General features: G+C 38.1%; 18 protein-coding genes. All 18 read left to right on the top strand.

All coding sequences use genetic code 11. From position 1 onward, the window contains the following. The first annotated feature begins 405 nt into the window (after positions 1-405). The gene (gene rfaH / locus AC5YBX_RS05685) at positions 406-924 is read left to right on the top strand and encodes a transcription/translation regulatory transformer protein RfaH (RefSeq protein WP_494524526.1); all 519 of its coding nucleotides are present in this window, start codon (positions 406-408) and stop codon (positions 922-924) included. Between the two features lie 928 nt (positions 925-1,852). Next, positions 1,853-4,594 carry an SLBB domain-containing protein gene (locus tag AC5YBX_RS05690; RefSeq protein ID WP_494524527.1) on the top strand — a complete coding sequence of 914 codons (2,742 nt, stop codon included), beginning with the start codon at positions 1,853-1,855 and terminating at the stop codon, positions 4,592-4,594. A gap of 115 nt (positions 4,595-4,709) precedes the next feature. Next, positions 4,710-5,672 (top strand): Wzz/FepE/Etk N-terminal domain-containing protein, encoded by a 963-nt coding sequence (locus AC5YBX_RS05695; protein ID WP_494524528.1) that lies wholly within the window; start codon positions 4,710-4,712, stop codon positions 5,670-5,672. Between the two features lie 282 nt (positions 5,673-5,954). Beyond that, on the top strand, positions 5,955-7,235 hold the full coding sequence (gene tviB, locus AC5YBX_RS05700; protein WP_494524529.1) for a Vi polysaccharide biosynthesis UDP-N-acetylglucosamine C-6 dehydrogenase TviB: 1,281 nt from the start codon (positions 5,955-5,957) through the stop codon (positions 7,233-7,235). 107 nt (positions 7,236-7,342) lie between these two features. After that, positions 7,343-8,365, top strand: a complete 1,023-nt coding sequence (locus AC5YBX_RS05705) for an NAD-dependent epimerase/dehydratase family protein (protein ID WP_494524530.1) — start codon at positions 7,343-7,345, stop codon at positions 8,363-8,365. Between the two features lie 2 nt (positions 8,366-8,367). Next, complete coding sequence (rfbB, locus tag AC5YBX_RS05710) at positions 8,368-9,438, top strand: dTDP-glucose 4,6-dehydratase (protein WP_494524531.1); 1,071 nt, start codon at positions 8,368-8,370, stop codon at positions 9,436-9,438. 77 nt (positions 9,439-9,515) lie between these two features. Beyond that, positions 9,516-10,385 carry a glucose-1-phosphate thymidylyltransferase RfbA gene (gene rfbA, locus AC5YBX_RS05715; RefSeq protein WP_494524532.1) on the top strand — a complete coding sequence of 290 codons (870 nt, stop codon included), beginning with the start codon at positions 9,516-9,518 and terminating at the stop codon, positions 10,383-10,385. Next, positions 10,382-11,479 (top strand): DegT/DnrJ/EryC1/StrS family aminotransferase, encoded by a 1,098-nt coding sequence (locus AC5YBX_RS05720; RefSeq protein ID WP_494524533.1) that lies wholly within the window; start codon positions 10,382-10,384, stop codon positions 11,477-11,479. Before rfbA ends, AC5YBX_RS05720 begins: the two co-directional genes overlap by 4 nt. Then, a complete protein-coding gene (locus AC5YBX_RS05725; RefSeq protein ID WP_494524534.1) occupies positions 11,463-12,035 on the top strand; it encodes an acyltransferase in 573 nt (190 codons plus the stop codon). Before AC5YBX_RS05720 ends, AC5YBX_RS05725 begins: the two co-directional genes overlap by 17 nt. After that, a complete protein-coding gene (locus AC5YBX_RS05730; protein WP_494524535.1) occupies positions 12,028-13,536 on the top strand; it encodes an oligosaccharide flippase family protein in 1,509 nt (502 codons plus the stop codon). The genes AC5YBX_RS05725 and AC5YBX_RS05730 overlap by 8 nt, the downstream gene beginning before the upstream one ends. Further along, positions 13,536-14,426 carry a glycosyltransferase family 2 protein gene (locus tag AC5YBX_RS05735; RefSeq protein WP_494524536.1) on the top strand — a complete coding sequence of 297 codons (891 nt, stop codon included), beginning with the start codon at positions 13,536-13,538 and terminating at the stop codon, positions 14,424-14,426. Before AC5YBX_RS05730 ends, AC5YBX_RS05735 begins: the two co-directional genes overlap by 1 nt. A 10-nt stretch (positions 14,427-14,436) precedes the next feature. Continuing rightward, positions 14,437-14,970 (top strand): serine O-acetyltransferase, encoded by a 534-nt coding sequence (locus tag AC5YBX_RS05740; protein ID WP_494524537.1) that lies wholly within the window; start codon positions 14,437-14,439, stop codon positions 14,968-14,970. 17 nt (positions 14,971-14,987) lie between these two features. Then, complete coding sequence (locus tag AC5YBX_RS05745; RefSeq protein WP_494524538.1) at positions 14,988-15,923, top strand: glycosyltransferase family 2 protein; 936 nt, start codon at positions 14,988-14,990, stop codon at positions 15,921-15,923. After that, positions 15,904-17,190, top strand: a complete 1,287-nt coding sequence (gene wzy / locus AC5YBX_RS05750) for an oligosaccharide repeat unit polymerase (RefSeq protein WP_494524539.1) — start codon at positions 15,904-15,906, stop codon at positions 17,188-17,190. The genes AC5YBX_RS05745 and wzy overlap by 20 nt, the downstream gene beginning before the upstream one ends. A 177-nt stretch (positions 17,191-17,367) precedes the next feature. After that, positions 17,368-18,501: a glycosyltransferase gene (locus tag AC5YBX_RS05755; RefSeq protein WP_494524540.1), complete on the top strand. Its 1,134-nt coding sequence runs from the start codon at positions 17,368-17,370 to the stop codon at positions 18,499-18,501. Between the two features lie 2 nt (positions 18,502-18,503). After that, positions 18,504-20,417, top strand: coding sequence for an asparagine synthase (glutamine-hydrolyzing) (gene asnB, locus AC5YBX_RS05760; protein WP_494524541.1), 1,914 nt, complete (start codon positions 18,504-18,506; stop codon positions 20,415-20,417). Then, positions 20,414-21,532 (top strand): glycosyltransferase family 4 protein, encoded by a 1,119-nt coding sequence (locus AC5YBX_RS05765; protein WP_494524542.1) that lies wholly within the window; start codon positions 20,414-20,416, stop codon positions 21,530-21,532. Before asnB ends, AC5YBX_RS05765 begins: the two co-directional genes overlap by 4 nt. Before the next feature lie 3 nt (positions 21,533-21,535). Continuing rightward, a complete protein-coding gene (locus tag AC5YBX_RS05770) occupies positions 21,536-22,492 on the top strand; it encodes a UDP-glucose 4-epimerase family protein (protein WP_494524543.1) in 957 nt (318 codons plus the stop codon). The last annotated feature ends 4 nt before the right edge of the window (positions 22,493-22,496 follow it).

The raw sequence follows: 22,496 nt of genomic DNA on the forward strand, positions 1-22,496 counted from the left end.
TCTATCTGTTGCAGACTTTTGTTATTTTTTAATATTTAACGTATTAAATTGTTTTAAACCCACCTTATATACCCTTTTAGTTGCCTAAAAGTCAATTTGATCAACTTAAACGTATAGTTATTGAACATTTACTACACCACTTACTATTGCGACATTTGTTGGTTATCTGTTGCCATGTTTGGCTTACCGAATTATTGACTTTTGAGTTATAAAATCACGTTTTCAAATAATGAAACTATTTGTTATGCTTTGCCGCTTGAATAGGATGTTATCCACATTATCCCGTTGTCTTTACTACGAGTGAATCTCAGCGCCAATGACTGCCTTATTACGTTTGAGTAGTAGATGGGCTAATTAAGTGGTCCCTATTTTTTTATTTTAAAGTTAGGCACTTGAGAAAAAACTATGAAAGCTTGGTATTTGTTGTATTGCAAACCCCGCGGCGAAGCTAGGGCGCAAGATAATTTAAAACTACAGCAGATTGAGACCTACCTTCCTACACTGCCACAGCAAATAACCAAAGCTGGAAAAACGACCGTAAAGCGCGTTCCGTTATTCCCCTGTTATCTGTTTATCCATTTTGACCCTGCAGTTACCAGTGTTAGTCGTATTCATTCCACTCGAGGAGTCTCTCGTATCGTTGGTTGTAAAGAATTGATGACACCGATTGACGATAGCATTATCCATGGGATAAAGATGCGAGAGCACAAACTCATCAATTTGCTTAATTGTGGTAACGTCGAGCAACAAGAATTAGCAGAAGGGGATAAAGTAAAATTTATAGAAGGTCCATTTATCGATCTTGAAGGTATTTTTACTGAACAAAGCGGTGATAAACGCTGCCATATACTGTTTGAGATCATGGGACAACTGAAACGAGTTTCTGTGCCTAAAAGCAGTATAAAACCGATTGGTGAAGTTTGAATTACATGGCTATAAATGGTGGATGTACTTGTATATAGCGAGTGTATTAGCGCTTTAAATGACGAAAAAGCCTCGTTTTGATGTAAGAGATCTGCCATTGTTGGCTCTTTGATTTGCTAAGTAAAGCTGGGTCGAGTGATAAATGTGCACGATTTAGACATGAATGTGTTTTAATCTTTACTTGTTTGTTTTTAAAGACTTTTTATTTTATTGGTGAGACTGAAGTATAAAGTTCATAATCAATTTGTTATCGAACAAGGGGCCCGACCAGTAATATCTTACTAAATAATAGTGTTTTTTTACTACCAAGTTGCCATTTTGACTATTTGACCCTACAAATGGCGTATTAATAAGCAGTACTTGAGGGCCGATTCCAGTATAATATGCCGCTGCTTTACTCAGGGTAAAATCGAAATCTAACCCTATAAAGACACAGATAATGCACTGCTGTGCAGAACAGAGTAACGATAGACAGTTTTAGTATGGAAGACCTATGCGCTTGTTTTCTCATACTAAAGTGGTTTAACAAAAAATATAAAACATGAAGAATTCGTATAACGAAGGGCAATTTGGGGGCCGCAACCTATGGGCGGTAGCGTGTCTACAGATTTTTTCTTGAATAGTTAATTGTCATATATCAATAACTTACCTTCGCTTTGTGTGTCTGCTATCGAACCATTTTAATAGCGTCATCTAATTTTGATTTAAAGCTCAATGATGAAGTTATGTCTTAGTTGTGCTTTAAGCTACCGCCATTATGGTAAGCGTTATTCTAAATTATTTACAAAACGGGTTTAACGCCTTAAAGCCATTGTGAATACACAGGCTGCACAGTCGTTTTAACGTTTGACCTCAATTTATCATTTAACTTCTTTTCCACTGCTCGAGAACTACTTCTCGATGCTTTGTTTATCAATGGAGATTATCGGTGTTACAACAAACCAAAAAAGTCATAATAACGGCAGTTGCAGCCCTAATGTTGATGGCTACTCAAGTTCATGCGATCACACCATCCCCTGAGATGATAGAGCAATTTAAAACGTTACCTAAAGCTGAGCAGGAGCGAATAGCTAAACAGTATGGCATCGACCCTTCAATGCTATCGGGTGGCAATGCTTCGCAAGCAAAATTTGAAAATCCACAACTTGTCGATCCTCGTGGAGCCAAAGGGCAAGAATGGTCAGAGCAAGAGTTTGCTGATGACGATAAAAAACAACGTGATGAAGAAGAGACTAAACCAGAATTAACACGTTTTGGTTACGATTTATTTGAAGGTGAGCCAACAACCTTTGCGCCAGTCTCTGATGTGCCAGTACCGAGCGAATATTTAGTCGGCCCTGGCGACACTGTTAAGGTGCAACTGTTTGGTAAAGAGAATAAAGAATACGATCTGACCATTAACCGTGATGGCAATATCCAGTTTCCGGAACTTGGACCAATCTCTGTGGTAGGGTTAAATTTTGCCCAGTTACGTGAATCATTACATCAACGTATCGCTAAGCAGATGATCGGGATTGAGTCTAATATCACCATGGGCGAACTGCGTTCAATTCGCATCTTTATTGCCGGTGATGCATACAAACCAGGTTCATACACTGTATCGAGTTTATCTACCGTTACCCAAGCTTTGTTTGTTGCTGGTGGTGTAAACGAGATTGGGTCACTACGTAACATTCAAGTCAAGCGCAACGGTAAGTTGGTTGGCAAAATGGATTTATACGATCTCTTGATGCGCGGTGATGCTTCAGGCGATGTAAATTTACGTTCGGGTGATGTGGTATTCATTCCTGCCGTAGGCGGTTTAGTCAGTATAGACGGTGAAGTCAGACGTCCTGCCATTTACGAGCTAAAACAAAACGAAACCATTGCCGATGTGGTTGCCATGGCAGCAGGATTAAAGCCTGGTGCTTATCCTAAAAGTAGCAGTGTTGAGCGCTTTAATGCCACAGGCTTACGAGCAATGGTCAACGTTGACCTAACCACCCAAGCGGGTAAAAGCATTAAAGCGAAAGCCGGCGATTATATTCGTGTAAAAAATGCATCAAGTCAGTTTGAAGATACTATTACCGTAGTCGGCGCAGCCGTGCGTCCGGGTAAATACCAATGGTATGAAGGCATCGCCATCAGTGACGTATTGCCTTCCATTTGGGGCGATTTATCCATTTCTGCAGATTTAAATTACGCCATTGTCATACGTGAAGTGAATCGGTATGGCGATATTAAAGTGTTGCAATTTTCACCCAGTAAGGCGATCGCCGATAAGGCCGTTGGCCAGGATTTGGTATTGCAGTCACGCGATAAAGTGATGCTGTTTAATTACAGTGATGAAATTCAAAATCGCTACGACCTCAATAAATTAGTAAAAGAGCGAGTATTAAAGGTCACGTCACTTAATGACGATAGCTTACTTGGTAATGATCTGTTCAAAGCAGGTTTTGCTCAACTTGAAAAGGCGCAATTATCTTATCGTAGTGAAATCGGTGGTGTGGTTGTTGCTAAGGAAGCACCTGATGATGCAGAGCTTTTAATCAAAGGTGAAGTCAACAAAATGTTGGCTAACCTGTTTGATGATGATGAGCTTATTCAATTAAGCACAGTGATGAATCGTAGTGAGCTGTTATATCCGGTTATCACTAAGTTGGCAGCTCAAGGTGGTTTGGATAACGGCGCCCAAGTTGTAGCGATTAACGGAAAGGTACGTCACCCTGGTATTTATCCATTATCACAAGGTGGAAAAGTCAGTGATCTTATAAATGCGGCAGGTGGCTTAACGGAAGGCGCTTATACTGTCCGCTCTGAAATTACCAGCACAGTTACCATTAATGGCTCATCAGAGGTGCGTCATCATACGATTAATTTAGACGCTGCTTTAGGCGGCAGTGAAGTGGATAATAGAGCCTTACAGTCTCGTGATATTTTAACTGTATTGACAACACCTGAGTGGCAAGAAAACAAGTCGGTTGAGATTCGTGGTGAAGTTAAGTTCCCTGGTGTGTACAACATCCGCCGCGGTGAAACATTAGCCGATGTTGTCACGCGTGCAGGTGGTTTCACTCAATATGCTTATTTAAACTCTGCAGTGTTTGTGCGTGAGTCAGTGCGTCAGCAAGAGCAACTTGAAATTAAAAAGCTTGCAGATCAATTACGTCGTGATATTGCGACCCGTGGTGTCTCTAAAGACGGTAATGTCGTGAACTATAGCGACGCTCAGATGATGCTAGCTGATCTTGAAAATATTAAAGCGGTAGGTCGTTTGGTTGTCGACCTTTCTGCAATATCAGTGGGTATAACGCAGGCCGACATTCAATTAGAAGATCAAGATATCTTATATGTGCCATCGACTAAACAAACCATCTCTGTTATGGGTGAAGTGCAGCACGCAGCAACTCACAGGTTTAAAGAAGGCTTAACGTTAGATCAGTATTTAGCTATGTCTGGCGGCCCAAGAGAGCGCGCCGATGATGGTCGTACTTATGTGATTAAAGCCGATGGGTCTGTGATGATGCCAAGCCGCTCAATGTGGTTTAGCAGTGCAGAACAATTGAGTCCTGGTGATACCATCATCGTTCCACTTGATACCGAGTACAAAGATAATCTAACCCTGTGGAGTCAGATCACGGGTATTATTTACAACACTGCTGTCGCCATTTCCGCAATATCAGGCATATAAGCTAGAAATAATTAATGAGTCTCAATGTTTGAGGCTCATTAATCGTATCCCATTAAGCAAAGCAATTTGTTAGTTGTTTTATTTGAGCAACACTAATCAGAAAATTAAGAAGATAATGAACACACAAATAAAGCCTTACGATAAGGAACAGTCGTTTGCAGCAATGCCTGCAGATGATGAAATCGATCTTCGAGAACTCTTTGCCGTGATCTGGCAAGGAAAGTGGCTAATTATAGCGATTACAGCAATTTTTGCTGTCGCCTCTGTCATTTTTGCTGTTTTGCAACCAAATATCTATAAATCAGAAGCCTTATTGGCCCCTGCGAGTGAAGAGCAAAGTGGGGGCTTAGGCGGCTTAGCATCTCAATTTGGTGGCCTTGCTAGTATTGCCGGAATTAATCTCGGTGGTAGTGGTGGTGTTGATAAAGTTCAGATGGCGATTGAGGTGATGAAATCACGTCAATTTGCTAGTGAGTTTATTCAAAAACATAATCTTCTACCTGACTTGATAGCCGCTGAAAAGTGGAATATGGGTGACAACACTGTCAGTTACAATCGCGATATCTATGATGCTTCAGCGAAAAAATGGGTGCGTGAAGTCAAAGCGCCATTCAAGCCTGAACCGTCAATGCAGGAAGCGTTTAAAGAGTTCAGCAAAATCGTTAGTGTTAATGCAGCTAAAGATACAGGCATGGTGACAGTATCGGTAGAACATGTTTCGCCAGCGGTTGCACAGCAATGGGTGACTTGGCTTGTGGAAGATATCAACAAGGTCATGAAAGACCGTGATGTAGGGGAAGCTTTACGCAGCAGTGAGTTTTTAACCAAGCAGATCGCACAAACGAATGTCGCCGATATTCGCTCAATTCTTTATAAATTGATTGAAGAGCAAGCAAAAACCATCATGTTCGCCGAAGTGCGTGATGAATACGTGTTTAAAACAATTGACCCCGCCATCATCCCGGAAGAGAAAGCTAAGCCCAAGCGTGCGTTAATTTGTGTTTTAGGAACAATGTTGGGCGGCATGCTCAGTGTTATGTTCGTTTTGATTAGGCATTTCGTGCGCAAAGAAGAGTAGAGTTATTGTTTCTAGCAGCGAAGCGCTCTAGTACTCTAGATTCTGTTCTAAATATGAGCCTATTGGGACTGTTTTAAGAAAAAGCAGTAAACCTAGGCTCTACAAGGGATAGCGAAGATTGACCTGTCTCAAAATGGATAAAAAGTGTCTCAGGTGAGTTTGAAAGGCTGAGAGCAAAAGTTAAGTAATTTTAGTTTTCTAGTTCGGAATGTGGTGTTTTATTTATCCATATAGACTGTGAAAATGACTATAGGTTTTGATATTTAATTAAAGGTACTAGAAATGATTGTATCACTGGAAAATGCGAAAATCGGTATTATTGGTTTAGGTTATGTTGGTCTTCCTCTAGCGGTTGAATTTGGTAAAAAGTCGCCGACCATTGGTTTTGATATTAATCAGGCGCGTATTTCTGAGTTATCATCAGGTCATGACAGCACGCTTGAATGCAGTGATGAGGAACTTTCAGAAGCATCACATCTTCGTTATACAGCGGCTTTGGGTGACCTCAAAGAATGTAATGTTTACATCGTTACAGTACCAACACCAATCGATGAACATAAGCAACCTGATTTGACGCCATTAATTAAAGCTTCTCAAGCTTTAGGCACAGTGATCAATGAGGGGGATATTATTGTTTATGAATCTACTGTTTATCCAGGGGCGACAGAAGAAACATGTATTCCTGTCGTTGAGCAGGTCTCTGGATTGAAATTCAATCAAGACTTTTTTGCAGGTTATTCACCAGAGCGCATCAACCCAGGTGATAAAGAGCACCGAGTTACCAACATCCTTAAAGTAACAAGTGGTTCAACGCCAGAAGTTGCGGAATTTGTCGACCAACTATACAAAACCATCATCACTGCAGGTACACATAAAGCCTCATCAATTAAAGTGGCCGAAGCTGCAAAAGTAATCGAAAACACCCAGCGTGATGTTAATATTGCTTTGATTAACGAATTATCAATCATTTTCAACAAGCTAGGAATTGATACATTAGAAGTGCTTGAAGCTGCGGGTACTAAATGGAACTTCTTACCATTCCGTCCAGGCCTAGTAGGTGGGCACTGTATTGGTGTTGATCCCTACTACCTCACGCACAAAGCACAAGCAGTTGGCTACCATCCTGAAATGATTTTAGCTGGTCGTCGTTTAAATGATGGGATGGGGCAATATGTAGTTTCACAGCTTATCAAAAAAATGCTTAAAAAACGTATTCATGTTGAAGGTGCAAATGTACTTGTGATGGGTCTTACATTTAAAGAAAATTGCCCGGACCTTCGTAATACAAAAGTTGTTGATATTATCTCTGAACTTAAAGAGTACAACATTAATGTTGATGTTATGGATCCTTGGTGTTCGAGTGATGAAGCTGCTCATGAGTATGGCTTAACACTTTGTGATATAGAAAAGAAAGCTAATTACGATGCCATTATTATGGCAGTATCACACAATGAGTTTAAAGAAATGGGTGTAGATAGAATTCGTGCCTTAGGTAAATCTGAGCATGTACTTTATGACCTAAAATATATTCTAGACAAAGAAAGCGTTGATATGCGTCTGTAAATTATTTTTCAAAGGAGACCTATTCTTGGTCTCCTTAGTCCCTACGACTATTTCTTTGATAAACACTTCTATCTGCAATAATTACTCCTTATTTCCTAGGAAAGACAATGACCAAATACGAACAAATTCAACAAGAGCTAGTTGAATCGCCGAAAAAATGGTTAATAACTGGCGTTGCCGGCTTTATTGGCTCAAACCTACTCGAAAAGTTACTTAAACTTGATCAAACCGTTGTGGGGCTAGATAACTTTGCAACAGGCTATCAACATAACTTAGATGAAGTAAAAGGCTTAGTAAGTAAAGCTCAATGGGATCGTTTTACCTTTATTGAAGGAGACATCCGTGAGCCTAAAACATGCCAACAAGCCGTAAAAAGTGTTGATTACGTACTTCACCAAGCCGCACTGGGTTCTGTACCTCGTTCTATCGCCGATCCACTAACGACAAATGCTGCGAACATCACCGGCTTTTTAAATATGCTGGATGCCGCAAAAGAAGAAGGGGTCAGCAGCTTTACCTATGCAGCGAGCAGCTCGACATACGGTGACCACCCAGCATTGCCAAAAGTAGAAGAAAATATTGGTAACCCACTTTCTCCTTATGCGGTAACTAAATACGTAAATGAACTTTATGCCGGTGTATACGCGCGAACTTACGGTTTTAAAACCATTGGGCTTCGTTATTTTAACGTATTTGGCCGAAGGCAGGATCCAAATGGTGCATATGCAGCTGTTATCCCTAAATGGACAGTTGCAATGATAAATGGCGATGATGTTTTCATAAATGGCGACGGAGAGACAAGTAGAGATTTCTGTTATATAGAAAATGTTGTGCAAATGAATTTGCTAGCGGCCACCGCTGAAGCAAAAGCTAAAGATGAAGTGTACAACGTAGCTGTTGGTGATAGAACGACTTTGAATGATCTTTATTATTCTATTAATAGTGCATTAAATAATAATGCTATAGCTGTAGAAGGGGATCCTGTTTACCGAGATTTTCGTGTTGGTGATGTTAGGCATTCGCAGGCTAATGTTAGCAAGGCTATTGAAAAATTAGGTTATCAATTTACTCACCGTATTAATGAAGGTATTGCCGAGGCGATGCCGTGGTATAAGGAATTTTTGGCGTAATTATGAAGATATTAGTAACTGGTGGTGCAGGTTTTATTGGGTCCGCAGTCGTGCGCCATATCATAGCCAATACTCAAGATAGTGTGATTAATGTTGATAAGTTAACTTATGCTGGCAATCTTGAATCACTACTTAGTGTTGAACAAAATGAAAGATACACTTTCGAACAAGTGGATATATGTGATCGAGTAGAGCTAGATAGAGTTTTTAATAAGTACCAACCTGATGCGGTAATGCACTTAGCGGCAGAATCTCACGTAGATCGTTCCATTACTGGTCCTTCAGATTTCATTCAAACCAATATCGTTGGTACATATACGCTCCTTGAAGCAACACGTTCATATTGGAACGAGCTATTTGCTGATAAAAAGAGAATATTTCGTTTTCATCATATTTCTACTGATGAAGTTTATGGCGATTTACCTCACCCAGATGAAGTTCAAACTCCAGATGAGTTAACCTTTTTCACCGAAACAACGCCCTATGCACCTAGTAGCCCATATTCGGCATCTAAAGCCTCAAGTGACCATTTAGTGCGAGCATGGCTTCGAACCTATGGCTTACCTACTATAGTCACAAATTGCTCGAACAACTATGGTCCATACCATTTCCCTGAAAAGTTGATCCCATTAATGATTCTCAATGCATTAGAAGGTAAAGATTTGCCTATCTATGGTAAAGGAGATCAAATTCGCGATTGGTTATATGTTGAAGATCACGCTAGAGCACTTTACAAAGTAGTAACAGAAGGTGTTATTGGCGAAACTTATAATATAGGCGGTTATAACGAAAAACAGAACTTAGAAGTGGTGCAAACCATTTGTAGCATCTTGGACTCATTAGTACCTAAAGCAACGCCTTATGCTGAGCAAATTACCTATGTAACCGATAGACCTGGTCATGACCGCCGTTATGCCATTGATGCAAGTAAAATGAGTGCCGAGCTTGATTGGCAACCACAAGAAACCTTTGAAACTGGCCTACGTAAAACAGTTGAGTGGTACTTAACAAACCAAGAATGGTGCCAGCATGTTCAAGATGGTACTTATCAGTGTGATCGTTTAGGCATTTAATCCCTTTTACTATTTTGTTTTAACGCCCTGATTTTTCTTTAAATCTAGGGCCTATTTATCTAGGAGCTTATTTTTTAATGAAAGGAATTATTCTCGCAGGTGGCTCTGGTACGCGTTTGTATCCCATTACTAAAGGCGTATCGAAGCAATTATTGCCAGTCTACGATAAGCCAATGATTTACTATCCCATTTCAGTGCTTATGCTGGCGGGGATCCGTGATATTTTGATTATCACAACACCCGAAGATCAATCTGCATTTCAACATCTTCTTGGTGACGGTAGTGAGTTTGGTATCAGTCTGCGATATGCAGTTCAAGCAACGCCAGATGGCTTAGCGCAAGCCTTTATTATTGGTGAAGAGTTTATTGGCAATGACAATGTGTGTTTAGCGCTTGGGGATAATATCTTTTGGGGCCAAGGTTTTTCACCGATACTAAAAAAAGCGGCCGCGAGGCGAACAGGAGCATCAGTGTTTGGTTATCAAGTCAAAGATCCTGAACGCTTCGGCGTGGTTGAATTTGATAAAGATCAAAAAGCCATTACGATTGAAGAAAAGCCCTTAAAGCCCAAATCAAATTTTGCTGTTACGGGGTTATATTTTTACGATAATCGTGTTGTTGATATTGCCAAAAATGTTAAACCTTCAGCACGAGGGGAGTTAGAAATCACCAGCATCAATCAAGTCTATCTTGAAACGGGTGAATTAAATGTAGAGTTACTCGGGCGTGGCTTTGCTTGGTTAGATACAGGTACCTATGAAAGTCTATTAGAAGCCGCTTCATTTGTTGAAACGATCGAAAAAAGACAGGGTTATAAAATTGCCTGCTTAGAAGAAATAGCTTGGCGAAATAATTGGCTGAGTAACGAACAGATCGTTAAAGTTGCAAATGAAATGTCAAAAAATAGCTATGGTCAGTACTTAGCTGAATTGGTGAAATCAAAATGATTCCTGTAAATAAACCTTATCTTCCTACTCTAGACAAATACACTAAATACATAGAGCGTATGTATAACAATGCATGGCTTACAAATAATGGCCCGCTAGTTCAAGAATTAAAAATTCGTTTAGAAGAATACCTTGGTGTTAAGAATCTTTTGTTAGTCGCTAATGGTACGTTAGCAATGCAGCTTGCTTACAAAATATATAACTTAAAAGGAAATGCAGTTACTACACCTTTTACGTTTATTGCTACAAGCAGTAGTTTGGCATGGGAAGGCATAGTGCCAAAATTTTCAGATATAAATGCATTTAGTTATAATCTTTGTCCTGTTCAGGCTGAGCAGGCTATTGATTCACAAACAACCGCAATCGTTCCCGTACATGTTTATGGTAACCCTTGCGATGTCGAAACTTTTGACATTTTGGCTAAAAAACATAACGTAAAAGTTATTTATGATGCAGCGCATGCATTCGGTATTAAAGTGAATGGTAATAGTGTTTTGAATTATGGGGATGCATCTACCCTTAGTTTTCATGCTACCAAAGTTTTTCATTCTGTCGAGGGCGGCGCTGTTATATTTAAAAATAGTGACGATTATGAGCGTGCAGTTCTTATGACTAATTTTGGAATTGACACAAAAGCAATGAAAATTGCAGATAGTGGGATTAATACAAAGATGAGCGAAGCTCATGCCGCTATGGGACTCGCAGTTCTTGATGATATTGACCATATTTTATCGCATAGAAAAGCTCTCTTCGAACAGTATTGCAGTCAATTAAAAAGTCTCATTACCCTGCCAACATGGCATTTAAATTCATCAATTAACGGCGCTTATATGCCTGTTACATTTTCAGATAAAGGACAATGTACCGCAGTTTTAAACAGTCTTGCTGAGCAGGGTATTATCGCAAGGCGCTACTTTTCACCTTCGATTAATACAATTAAACACTATAAATTAATGTCTGATAATTCTTGTCCTATATCAGAGTCGTATGCTGAACGCACTTTGTGTCTTCCATTATACTTTGATATGAACGAAAATGATGTTAATAAGGTGATATCTGGACTTAAAAAGGGAATGTATGACTATTCTATCTGAACAAGAAATTAAATCCCTAGGGTTCAGGAATGTTGGTAATAACGTTAGGATATCTACAAAAGCAAGTATTTATAATGCAAAAAACATAAGTATTGGGGATAATGTTCGTATCGATGATTTTGTTGTTATCTCTGCAGGTGCTGATGGAATTTATATCGGAAGCCACATTCATATTGCCGTGTTTACAAGCATAATAGGCCAAGCCAGTATCACTATTTGTGATTTTGCAAATTTATCCTCTAGAGTATCTATATATAGTTCAAGTGATGATTATTCTGGTAGCTCTATGACCAATCCATGTATTCCAGAACAATTCAAAAAAGTGGAACACCTTCCAGTAATGATCGGAAAACATGTGATTATTGGTTGTGGCAGTATTGTATTGCCTAGCGCAAACTTGAATGATGGTGTTGCGATTGGGGCTCTGAGTGTTGTAAAAGGTGATTGTGAACCGTGGTTTATATATGCAGGTAACCCAATAAAAAAAATTAAAGAACGTAAAAAAGACTTATTGAAACTTGAAGTCAAATTTAAAGAGCAATATCAGAGTGCTTAGACAGAACATCATTGCAAATTATGCCAGCCAAATATATGTCACGATTATAGGTATTGCACTGCTACCAATGTACATTAAGTATATGGGCAGTGAAGCTTATGGGTTAGTGGGCTTTTTTGCGATGTTACAAGCATGGTTTGGCGTGTTAGATTTAGGCTTAACGCCTACCGTAGGTAGGGAAACTGCTCGTTATCGCGGTGGTGCAGTATCAGCTCTAGCTTTTAGGCAATTATATCGTGCACTAACGGTCATCTTCGTTATCGTAGCAACTATTGGTGGTGGAGCACTTTTTTTATCCTCCAGAATCATAGCAACTAAATGGTTAAACTTAGACAATTTACCTGTAGATGACGTTGTTGTTGCTGTGCAAATAATGGCTGTAAGCGTTGCTTTGCGCTGGATGACGGGGTTATATCGAGGTGTGGTTACAGGTTCTGAGAAATTAGTTTGGTTAAGTGGGTTCAATGCTATTGTTGCCACCTTGCGCTTTGCTGGTGTGTTTGTCAGTATGTGGTATTTCGGCTTTACTCCCGTAGTATTTTTTATCCATCAATTTATTATTGCATTAATAGAGAATATTTGCTTGGCGATAAAATCACACAGATTGCTGCCACAAAAAATAAATTTAAGTGAAGCGATCGGTTGGTCATATCAACCCGTAAAGCCCGTATTAAAATTTTCATTAACAATTGCCTTCACTGCATCAGTATGGATAGTTGTGACACAAACAGATAAGCTGGTATTATCTGGTGTTTTATCATTAAAAAATTACGGATATTTTACCCTCGCGATATTAGTTGCGAACGGAATTATGGTGATTGGTGGCCCCATTAGTAGTGCAGTTATGCCTAGAATGGCAAGGCTATATGCAGAAAATAAACATGATGAGATGATTAAGGTTTATAAGCAAGCTACACAATTAGTTGCTATTATTGCTGGTTCTGCAGCGATAACCCTTGTTGTAACGGCAAAGCCTTTATTAATAGCATGGACTGGTGATTTACACTTAGCGGAGCAGGCTGCTCCTATTTTAAAATTATATGCCGCAGGGAATTTATTTTTGTGCATTGCCGCTTTTTCTTATTATTTGCAATATGCAAAAGGAGATTTACGCTATCATCTTTTGGGTAATGCTGGGTTAGTGGTAGTACTTATTCCCAGCGTTATTTTTGCTGCAACTCACTTTGGCGGCGTTGGGGCTGGTTACGTTTGGTTAACTATGAATATTCTATTTTTATTTGTATGGGTTGCCTATGTACATCATAAATTAGAACCTGGTTTACACCTAGAGTGGATTTTTAATAATGCGTTAAAGATAATTCTCCCAGCTTGTATTGTTGCGAGTTTGTTTTTATTACTAGACGTTAATTGGCTAGGGGATAGTAGGGTTGCAAATATCTCCTTGGTGATGCTTGTTGGTATAGCAACTATGACATCAAGTATTATGTTTTCTGAGAAAGCAAAGACAATGTTCAAAAATAAATTTAAAGGTACTAATTAATGACTTGTGGAGCTGGAAAAGTGCCTAAGGTAAGCGTGTGTGTAGTTACCTATAATCAAGAAAAATATATTGCCCAGTGTTTGCAAAGCATTGTAGATCAACTGACAGATTTTAATTTTGAAATCATTGTTAGTGATGATTGCTCCCAAGATGATACCCCATTGATCATTTCTGAATTTGCATCAAAGTACGACAATATACGATTTATTAAAAGAACAAAAAATGTAGGAGCATTCAAAAACTTCTCTGACACGCATAAAGAAGCCATTGGACAATATGTTTGTCATTGTGATGGCGATGATTATTGGTTACCAAATAAGCTACAAAAGCAAGTAGACTTTTTAGATGGGAATTTAGAATTTAGTGTTGTTTGGCATAAAATGATTCTTCTTAATGTTCACGATCAAAAAGTGGAGCTTGCAGATATGGATAGAATTATATTCCCTAATGGCTTCACTAAGCGTGATTTGTTGCAATTCATAACCATTGGGGCTCATAGTTCAAAAATGTATCGCTTACCAAGTTGTGAACTTTCTGAACCACCATTTGGTATGTTGGACTTTTATGCAAATATAGAACATCTTGGTGACAAAAAAGGCTATATTCTCCCTGAGGTACTAGGAGCCTATAGAGCTGGGATTGGTATCGCTAGTTCTGGACATGGAACTAGAAAACTCTTAAGTGATACTTTAGGTTTTTTTTATATAAAGTATCCAACGTGCAGAAAAGAAATAAATACAGCTGCATTATTACTGCTACTTCTTGATATTAAGAATACAAGGCCTACGTTTTTTAAGTCTCTTAAGCTTTGGCTAACGACATTTCATCCGTATGCAGTTTTTAATCTAATAAATAATTGGAAAATATACAAAGTACTTCGTTCAAGTTGAAAATAAAATTATGATAAAATTGATTGTTGAAGATTTAAATGCTTACGCATGGGATGGGAAATTTAGTACCAAGCTAAAATGTATTTTAGTTAATCATGCATTTCACATGGTGTTTCTTATTAGGTTAGGAGGTTTTTTCCGTAAAAAAATTCCTTTTATAGGTGGATTTGTTGGCGTTTTGATTGAATATATTATTCGGGTTATTTATGCTAGTGACATAAGTTGTTTGGCAAAAATATCTGGCGGGTTTATTATCATGCATGGTCATGATATTGTAATAGGTTCAAGGGTAAATGTTGGGCGTAATGTTAAAATATTTAACGGTGTAACTCTTGGTGCAAAAGAAACTAATATTCCCAATGCAGGTCAGCCCTCTGTTGGAGATTTTGTTGTTATTGGTACTGGAGCTAAATTGTTAGGTGGCATAAGTATTGGCTCAAAGGTTACCGTTGGTGCTAATAGTGTTGTTATAAAAAATGTTGAGTCTGGTTTAACTGTAGCTGGTGTTCCTGCCTATCCAATTAATTCAAAAAATAATATTTAAGGCTGTGGAGGTATCTGTTGGCTTATTCTAAACCGCCATGTTTCACTATCATCACATCGTGTTACAATAGTACTGCAACATTAAGACGTACTTATGAAAGTTTACTTAGACAAAATAACACCGATTTTGAGTGGATTTTGATTGATGATTTTTCTACTGATAATGGCCAAACTAAAAACCTCATTAAAGAACTTCAAAGAGAAGCCCCTTTTAATGTTAAATACAAGTTTTTGCCTAAAAATTATTTTAGCTCAAGAGGGACTTACGAAGCATGCTTACTCGCGGAAGGCCTTTATGCTTGTATCTTAGATCATGATGACCAATTAACTGATGATATACTTAATAGCATTCAGCGGTATATTAATAAATATGCTAACAATGAGCGCTTTGCTGGTGTATGCGGACGATGTATCGATACTCAAGGGAATTTAATTGGTCCTGAATTTCCGTTTAAAGAAAAATTTGTCAATGAGTCCTATATCCGATTTGATTTGAAATTTAAATTTGAACTCCTTCAGTTTACTAAAGTCGAATTGTTAAAAAAACATTTTAAATTCATGAAGCCCGGCTATACGAACGGTTTTGCATGGGCTCTAATTTCTAAAGAATTTGACTATGTATTTATTAATGATGTCGTTAGAGTATATGATACGCAACTAGAGTCTTCATATTCTAACTCTTCGGTATCACCTATTCGTTATCCAGCAGCTAAAGCTGAAGCACTGCTCATTACTCTCGATTGCTACGACTCTTATTTATTTAAAAATCCTTTGTATTCAATTCGCATGACGGCAAGTATTTGTCGACATATTTTTAATGCCAATGAGAAAGTGACTCGCTATTTTCCCAATAAGTGTCGGTCACTTGTTTTTTTTATTATTGGTATCCCTTTAGGTTTTGTAAAAAGTATTTCGTCACGCAGGAAATTTTCAAATGTCATATCCAGAAACTAGCGCTAAAGAGTATGAGTTTTCTGAAAAATACCGTTTAGTTTGGCTTTCTGGATTTGTCATGATCAACGTAGTCGCTACTTTTATCATGATAAACAAGGGACAGTTAATAGGAGATGCAAGTGGAAATGATATATTTAGTTTAAATTACTTGTTTTTATCATTTTTTCTGGTATCAAGTTCTTACATCATAATCCTTTTTTTTGGTTTCAAGTTTTTTTGTAATTTAAAGTTCCCTACATTAAATTTCAATGGTAATCCTCAAATATGCAGTGATAGGCTTGGTGCGGTAATATTACTTTCTCAGCTCTCTTTTTTTCTATTCAACATTCTAAATGGTGTAAATGTTGCGGGAAGTACTCAAAAGTCAGACTCTATATTTTCTCTCGTATGGGTTTTTTATTCACCCGATATGCTTTTTTTTATTTACTACGGGTTTTATCGGGATAATAAGTTTTTTAAAGCGAACTTAGCTGTTTGGATAATATCAAACTTGAGTCGTGGATGGACGGGGATTTTTATTGTCATCATATTTATGGAACTATTACGTTATTTTTTAAAAAATCGTAAAGTAAATCTTTTCCCTGTTTTTTTACTTATCTCCATGATTGTAGTTTTATATCCTTTTTTATTTGCATTAAAGGGTATCTTTAGAAACTCAACAGAAGATATGGGATCAACAATCCTTATTCTTTCATTTTTTAGTGATTTTAGTTTAGATAAATATTTTGATATTTTTTATCTTGGAATTGAACAAATTATTGGCCGCCTGCAAACGGTGTCAATGCTCCTGGAAACATTCCATTATTCAACATATTTGAATAATATGTTTTATGCGGAAGGTTTTTCGCCTTTTTGGAGAGAGGGAATTCCGGGGATTATATACGAAAAGCTTTTTTTAGGTGGTCGTTACATTCCTATCGGAGTGGCATTGACCACTATGGATACATTTTCTAACTCATCGTTTGAAGTCGGTGATTGGAATGCCAGTGCAGGTTTTGTATCGTGGTTTGTTATATTACCCATCCATAGTGCGTTCTATACGCTTTACTCTGTATTTTTGTTGATTTTGTCCATATTCATTGCAAAACTCAATGCTCTTGATTTTTACTCTAAATCAATGCTCTGGCTTGCTTGGTTACTGTATATGATGCCAGCTTGGTTTTCGGCGTTTATTGGGTTTGTTTTGTCCTTAATAATATTTACTTTAATGAAATGGTTTTTATGCAAGATTCCTCGTATAAAGCTTTATAAAAATGTCTACATCTAAATTTATAAATAGTAAATATTGAGTTAATATTTATAATATTGAGTTAATTTTGTAGAGTGTCAGATTGAATGAATTTTTTAGGTTTTTAATATTTTGCATATGAAGTGTTAGGCTAAATGTAATTGATGTTTTGGTTTTAAATAAATGCAAACTATCCACTGAGTTTTATAGGTGATAATGAAGATAATACATGTTTTTCCTAATCTTGCCCAAGGTGGTGCAGAATCTCAACTTGAACGGCTCATTAACTATTCAAAAGAATTAGGTGTAGAGCATGTAGTTATTTCCTTAAAAAATGATGAAACTGCTCTAATGCAGCGATTAAAAAAAAATGCTGTTCCAGTGTACAGTATGGGTTTTAATAGCATATTTTCTTCATTATTAGGGCTATTTAAATTACGTCGTCTCTTAAAAAAATTAGTCAATGAAGATACGGTAATCCAATGTTGGATGTATCATGCAAATTTTGTTGGACTATTGATTGCAATATCTCTTGGGTTATCTAAAAAATTAGTGTGGAATATTCGACGCACTGAACTACCTAAGGGAGCAACAGGGTTCATTGCATTGTTTTCTGCAAGTTTGTCAAACTTGCCAGGAAGAGTAGTTTGTTGTGCAGAGGCAGCTAAGATGTCACATATTGCGGTTGGCTATAACAGTCGAAATATGTTGGTTATTCGCAATGGTATTGATATCGAGATATTTCGGCCTGATGATATGGCGAGAGTTAAATTCCGTAATGAAATATCGGTTACTGAGAATGATTTTGTAATTGGAATGGTCGGGCGATACGCACCCATTAAGGGGCACCTGTATTTATTACAAGCATTTGAACGCTTATTAATTGAGGGTAAACACAGGTCGATTAAACTAGTCTTAGTAGGTCGTGAAATTGAAACTGCACTACCATTACAAGCATTGCTTGCTTCATCGATTATTAAAGGAAATTTAATTTTGTTAGCGGAAAGAGCCGATATTTCAAAGGTGATGCCTGGGTTTGATCTTTTATGTCTGCCATCATTAAGTGAAGGTTTTCCTAATGTAGTTGCTGAAGCAATGGCTTCGGGTGTGCCAGCTTTGGTCACTAATGTTGGTGATGCTGCAATTATAGTTGATAATGATGATATGGTTGTACCCGCTGCAGATATCAAAAAATTAACTGAAAAATTATCCATTTTTCTCGATAAAAGCACAGCGGAAAAAGTTGATATTTCAGAACGTGCACGGCAATTCATTGTTTCTCAATTCTCAATCGAATATGCATGGCAAGAATATTACAAGCTGTATAAACAAATTATAGAAGATTATTAATTATGTGTGGATTTGCAGGTTTTTTTTCCCCCCAATACCCAATTAAGAATTCAACAGAAATATTGACGGCGATGGCCGATGAGATTCGTCACCGTGGACCTGATGATGATGGTGTTTGGGTTTCAGAATCCGAAACGGTTGGTTTTTCCCATCGACGTTTAGCCATTGTTGATTTGTCTCCTGCTGGTCATCAGCCTATGATTTCATCAACTGAGCGGTATGTAATCGCTTTTAATGGTGAAATTTATAATCACTTAGAACTTAGAAAGCAGCTCGAGCAAGAAGTAAATTGCTTTTGGCAGGGCCATTCAGATACAGAAACGCTATTAAAAGGGTTTGACGTGTGGGGGATTAAAGCAACAATTGTTAAAACAATTGGTATGTTTGCCATGAGTATTTGGGATTCTAAAGAAAAGTCTTTAACCCTGCTTCGTGATCGCTTAGGTGAAAAACCGCTGTATTATGGCTGGCAAAACGATGTTTTGCTATTTGGATCTGAGTTATCCTCTTTAAAGCATTTTCCAACTTTTTCAGCTGATATAAATAGAACTGCATTAAGTTTACTAATTCGTCAAGGTTATATTCCAGCACCTTATTCTATCTATTCTGGTATTGAAAAATTAATGCCTGGCACCATGCTTGTTTACCATAAGGATTCTTACATACCTAAAAAAATAGTTTATTGGTCTGTAAATGATGTTGTTCAAATTGGAGCTAATTTGCCATTCAAGGGTACCAAAGAAGAAATCGTGGATGCCCTTGCTTTACAGTTAGGTGATGCGGTCGAAAGGCAAATGATGGCTGATGTACCACTAGGAGCATTCTTGTCTGGAGGTGTTGATTCATCAACTATCGTTGCTTTAATGCAATCACGTTCTTCCAAGCCAGTTAAAACCTTTTCTATTGGTTTTTATGAAGATGGCTATAACGAAGCACAACACGCTAAAGCTGTGGCTGAATATTTAGGTACAGAACATACTGAATATTATGTAACTGAAGCTGATGCTTTAGCTGTGATCCCAGAACTTGCAAATTTATATTCAGAGCCTTTTGCTGACTCTAGTCAAATCCCTACTTTTTTAGTCTCTAAAATGGCAAAAGAGCATGTAACCGTTAGTTTATCAGGTGATGGTGGCGACGAGTTGTTTGCAGGATACAGTCGTTATCAAAATACCTTGGATATGTGGAATAAAATAAGTCTATTCCCTTTTTTTGTGCGTCCTCTTATTGCATCAACGATTAAAGCTATTCCGAACACCATGTGGGATAAATTACCGATTGGGAAAAATATAGGTGATCGGATTCATAAAGGTGCCGATGCTTTAGGTTGTAGAGACTTTGAAAGTTTTTATGCTAATTATTTGATGGCGCATACAAGAAATCCAGAAACTATTGTTATTGGTGGTTCTGACCCCAAATACATGAAAGATCGTTTAGCAGGAGTTGAGCTAGATAATAATGAAATAATGACTTTAATTGATCATCACTCTTACTTGCCCGACGATATTCTCTGTAAAGTTGACAGGGCTGCAATGGGGGTTTCATTAGAAACTCGCGTTCCATTATTAGACCATACTCTGGTTGAGTTTGCGGCTAAAGTTCCTTTGAGTATTAAATATTTTGATAAGCAGGCCAAATGGCCATTAAAAGAAGTGCTATTTAAATATGTGCCTCGAGAGCTTATTGAAAGACCTAAAAAAGGTTTCGGCATCCCCTTGGCTAAATGGTTAAGGGCAGGTCTTAAGGAGTGGGCTAGTGAGTTGTTAGATGAAGAAAAAATTAAAGTTCAAGGTTTCTTTTATCCAGAGGTTGTTGGGAAACTTTGGGCTGAACATCAAAGTGGGACAAGAAATTGGTCTTATTTGTTATGGAATATTTTGATGTTTCAAGCTTGGTATGAGAAAAATAAACCATGAAGAAGTTATTGTTCATAGTTAATGTTGATTGGTTTTTTATTTCCCATCGCCTGCCTATAGCGCTTGCTGCACAAAAAGCAGGTTATGACGTGCACATTGCCTGCTCGTTTACCGATAGATACGATTTTTTGCAACAGTTGGGTTTTAATCTGCATCCGCTTGACCTGTCGCGTTCCGGCACGAAGTTAATGTCTGAGATTGTTTCTGTCATCAATTTTTTTAAAGTCTTGAGGTCAGTCAAGCCTAATGTAGTGCACTTAGTAACGATTAAGCCTGTACTCTATGGTGGAATTGCTTGCAGAATACTTGGTGTCCGTAATCGTGTAGCATCAATATCAGGTTTAGGATATATCTTTATTGCGACTGGATTGAAAGCAACTTTCATGAGGGCGGGAATATCTCTGCTTTATCGATTTGCACTAAAAGGTAATCATGCAAAAGTCATCTTTCAAAACCCAGACGACATGCGGCAATTGATAGATATTAATGCGATATCGTCTGGACAGGTTGTCATGATCAGAGGCTCTGGGGTAGACCTCGGGTCATTCCCATTTTGGCCAGAGCCAGAAGGTGTTCCTGTAGTCATGTTAATGGCGAGGCTGTTGATTGATAAAGGTGTAGTCGAGTTTGTTGAGGCTGCTAGAATACTAAAACATCAAGGTGTTAAATGCCGCTTTGTATTGGTTGGTAGTACTGATGAAAACCCTAAATCTGTTTCCAGTTCACTTCTAAATATTTGGATTAACGAAGGAGTTGTTGAATATTGGGGATTTAGTCACAATCCTGCAGAGATTTACTGTCAGGCAAATGTAGCAGTATTACCAAGTTATCGAGAGGGATTGCCAAAATCTCTCATTGAAGCTGCAGCTTGCGGCCGTGCTGTGATTACTACTGATGTCCCAGGATGCAGGGATGCAATCACTCCAGGTGTTACGGGGATACTGGTTCCTGCAAAAGATGCAAAATCCTTGGCTGCAGCAGTTTCAACTCTCTGTGAAAATGACCAACTTCGTAAACAGCTTGGTGCTGCAGGTAGGAAACTTGCAGAGGAAGAGTTCGATATAAAAAGTGTCATAAATGTACATTTATCAATTTATGAAGAACTTTTGAGGTGAAGTGTGCTTGAGCAAAAACTTTTAATTACAGGTTATACAGGTTTTGTTGGAAATGCCTTACTACCACATTTCCCTAAAGGCTCTCTCGTTTTGATTGGTCGACAAGACGCAACATCTGTACATGGTAATGTTTATTGTAAACAATTGGATACTCATGAGAAATTCGGCGATTGTTTAGAGGGTGTGTCTGTAATAGTTCATTGCGCCGCTCGAGTTCACATCATGAACGATAAGTCTGATGATCCATTAAGCAGTTATCGTGAAGTAAATACCGCTGGAACCATTAATCTTGCGCGCCAAGCTGTTGAAGGAGGTGTTAAGCGTTTTATCTTCATTAGCACAATAAAAGTTAACGGCGAATCAACTTTGAACGGTCAACCTTTTTGTTCAAATGATGATAGAAATCCAGAGGACTTCTACGGGCAGTCTAAATCAGAAGCGGAAGAGCAGTTGTTGGAACTAGCTAAAGCAACGGGGCTAGAAGTCGTTATTATACGACCAACATTGGTTTATGGTCCTGGGGTTAAGGCTAATTTCGCCTCGTTATTAAAACTAACCTCTAAAGGTTTACCGTTACCATTTGGTTGTATTGCTGATAACAAACGTAGTTTGGTTTCTGTAACAAACCTTGTCGACCTTATTGTAACCTGTATCGACCACCCAAAGGCTGTTAATCAAGTATTTCTGGTTTCTGATGATCATGATGTATCTACTGCCTCGATGGTAAAGCATATGGCTCATTCATTTGGAAAATCGAGCAGATTACTGCCGGTACCTTTATGGTGCTATCGCTTAGTTGGTAAGTTAACTGGTAAGTCCGATGTAGTTGATAGGCTTATAGGATCTTTACAGGTCGATATATCACATACTAAAGATACATTAGGCTGGGTTCCTCCACAAACGCTAGAAGACGGTTTCAAAGAAACTGCAGAAGCTTTTCTCCTTAATAAAAATAAATAGAGTA

Source organism: Shewanella sp. 492 (assembly GCF_059338445.1).

Coding starts and splice junctions, on each gene's coding strand:
- rfaH (WP_494524526.1), top strand. CDS start 406: ATGAAAGCTTGGTATTTGTTGTATTGCAAACCCCGCGGCGAAGCTAGG.
- AC5YBX_RS05695 (WP_494524528.1), top strand. CDS start 4,710: ATGAACACACAAATAAAGCCTTACGATAAGGAACAGTCGTTTGCAGCA.
- tviB (WP_494524529.1), top strand. CDS start 5,955: ATGATTGTATCACTGGAAAATGCGAAAATCGGTATTATTGGTTTAGGT.
- AC5YBX_RS05705 (WP_494524530.1), top strand. CDS start 7,343: ATGACCAAATACGAACAAATTCAACAAGAGCTAGTTGAATCGCCGAAA.
- rfbB (WP_494524531.1), top strand. CDS start 8,368: ATGAAGATATTAGTAACTGGTGGTGCAGGTTTTATTGGGTCCGCAGTC.
- rfbA (WP_494524532.1), top strand. CDS start 9,516: ATGAAAGGAATTATTCTCGCAGGTGGCTCTGGTACGCGTTTGTATCCC.
- AC5YBX_RS05720 (WP_494524533.1), top strand. CDS start 10,382: ATGATTCCTGTAAATAAACCTTATCTTCCTACTCTAGACAAATACACT.
- AC5YBX_RS05725 (WP_494524534.1), top strand. CDS start 11,463: ATGACTATTCTATCTGAACAAGAAATTAAATCCCTAGGGTTCAGGAAT.
- AC5YBX_RS05735 (WP_494524536.1), top strand. CDS start 13,536: ATGACTTGTGGAGCTGGAAAAGTGCCTAAGGTAAGCGTGTGTGTAGTT.
- AC5YBX_RS05740 (WP_494524537.1), top strand. CDS start 14,437: ATGATAAAATTGATTGTTGAAGATTTAAATGCTTACGCATGGGATGGG.
- wzy (WP_494524539.1), top strand. CDS start 15,904: ATGTCATATCCAGAAACTAGCGCTAAAGAGTATGAGTTTTCTGAAAAA.
- AC5YBX_RS05755 (WP_494524540.1), top strand. CDS start 17,368: ATGAAGATAATACATGTTTTTCCTAATCTTGCCCAAGGTGGTGCAGAA.
- asnB (WP_494524541.1), top strand. CDS start 18,504: ATGTGTGGATTTGCAGGTTTTTTTTCCCCCCAATACCCAATTAAGAAT.
- AC5YBX_RS05765 (WP_494524542.1), top strand. CDS start 20,414: ATGAAGAAGTTATTGTTCATAGTTAATGTTGATTGGTTTTTTATTTCC.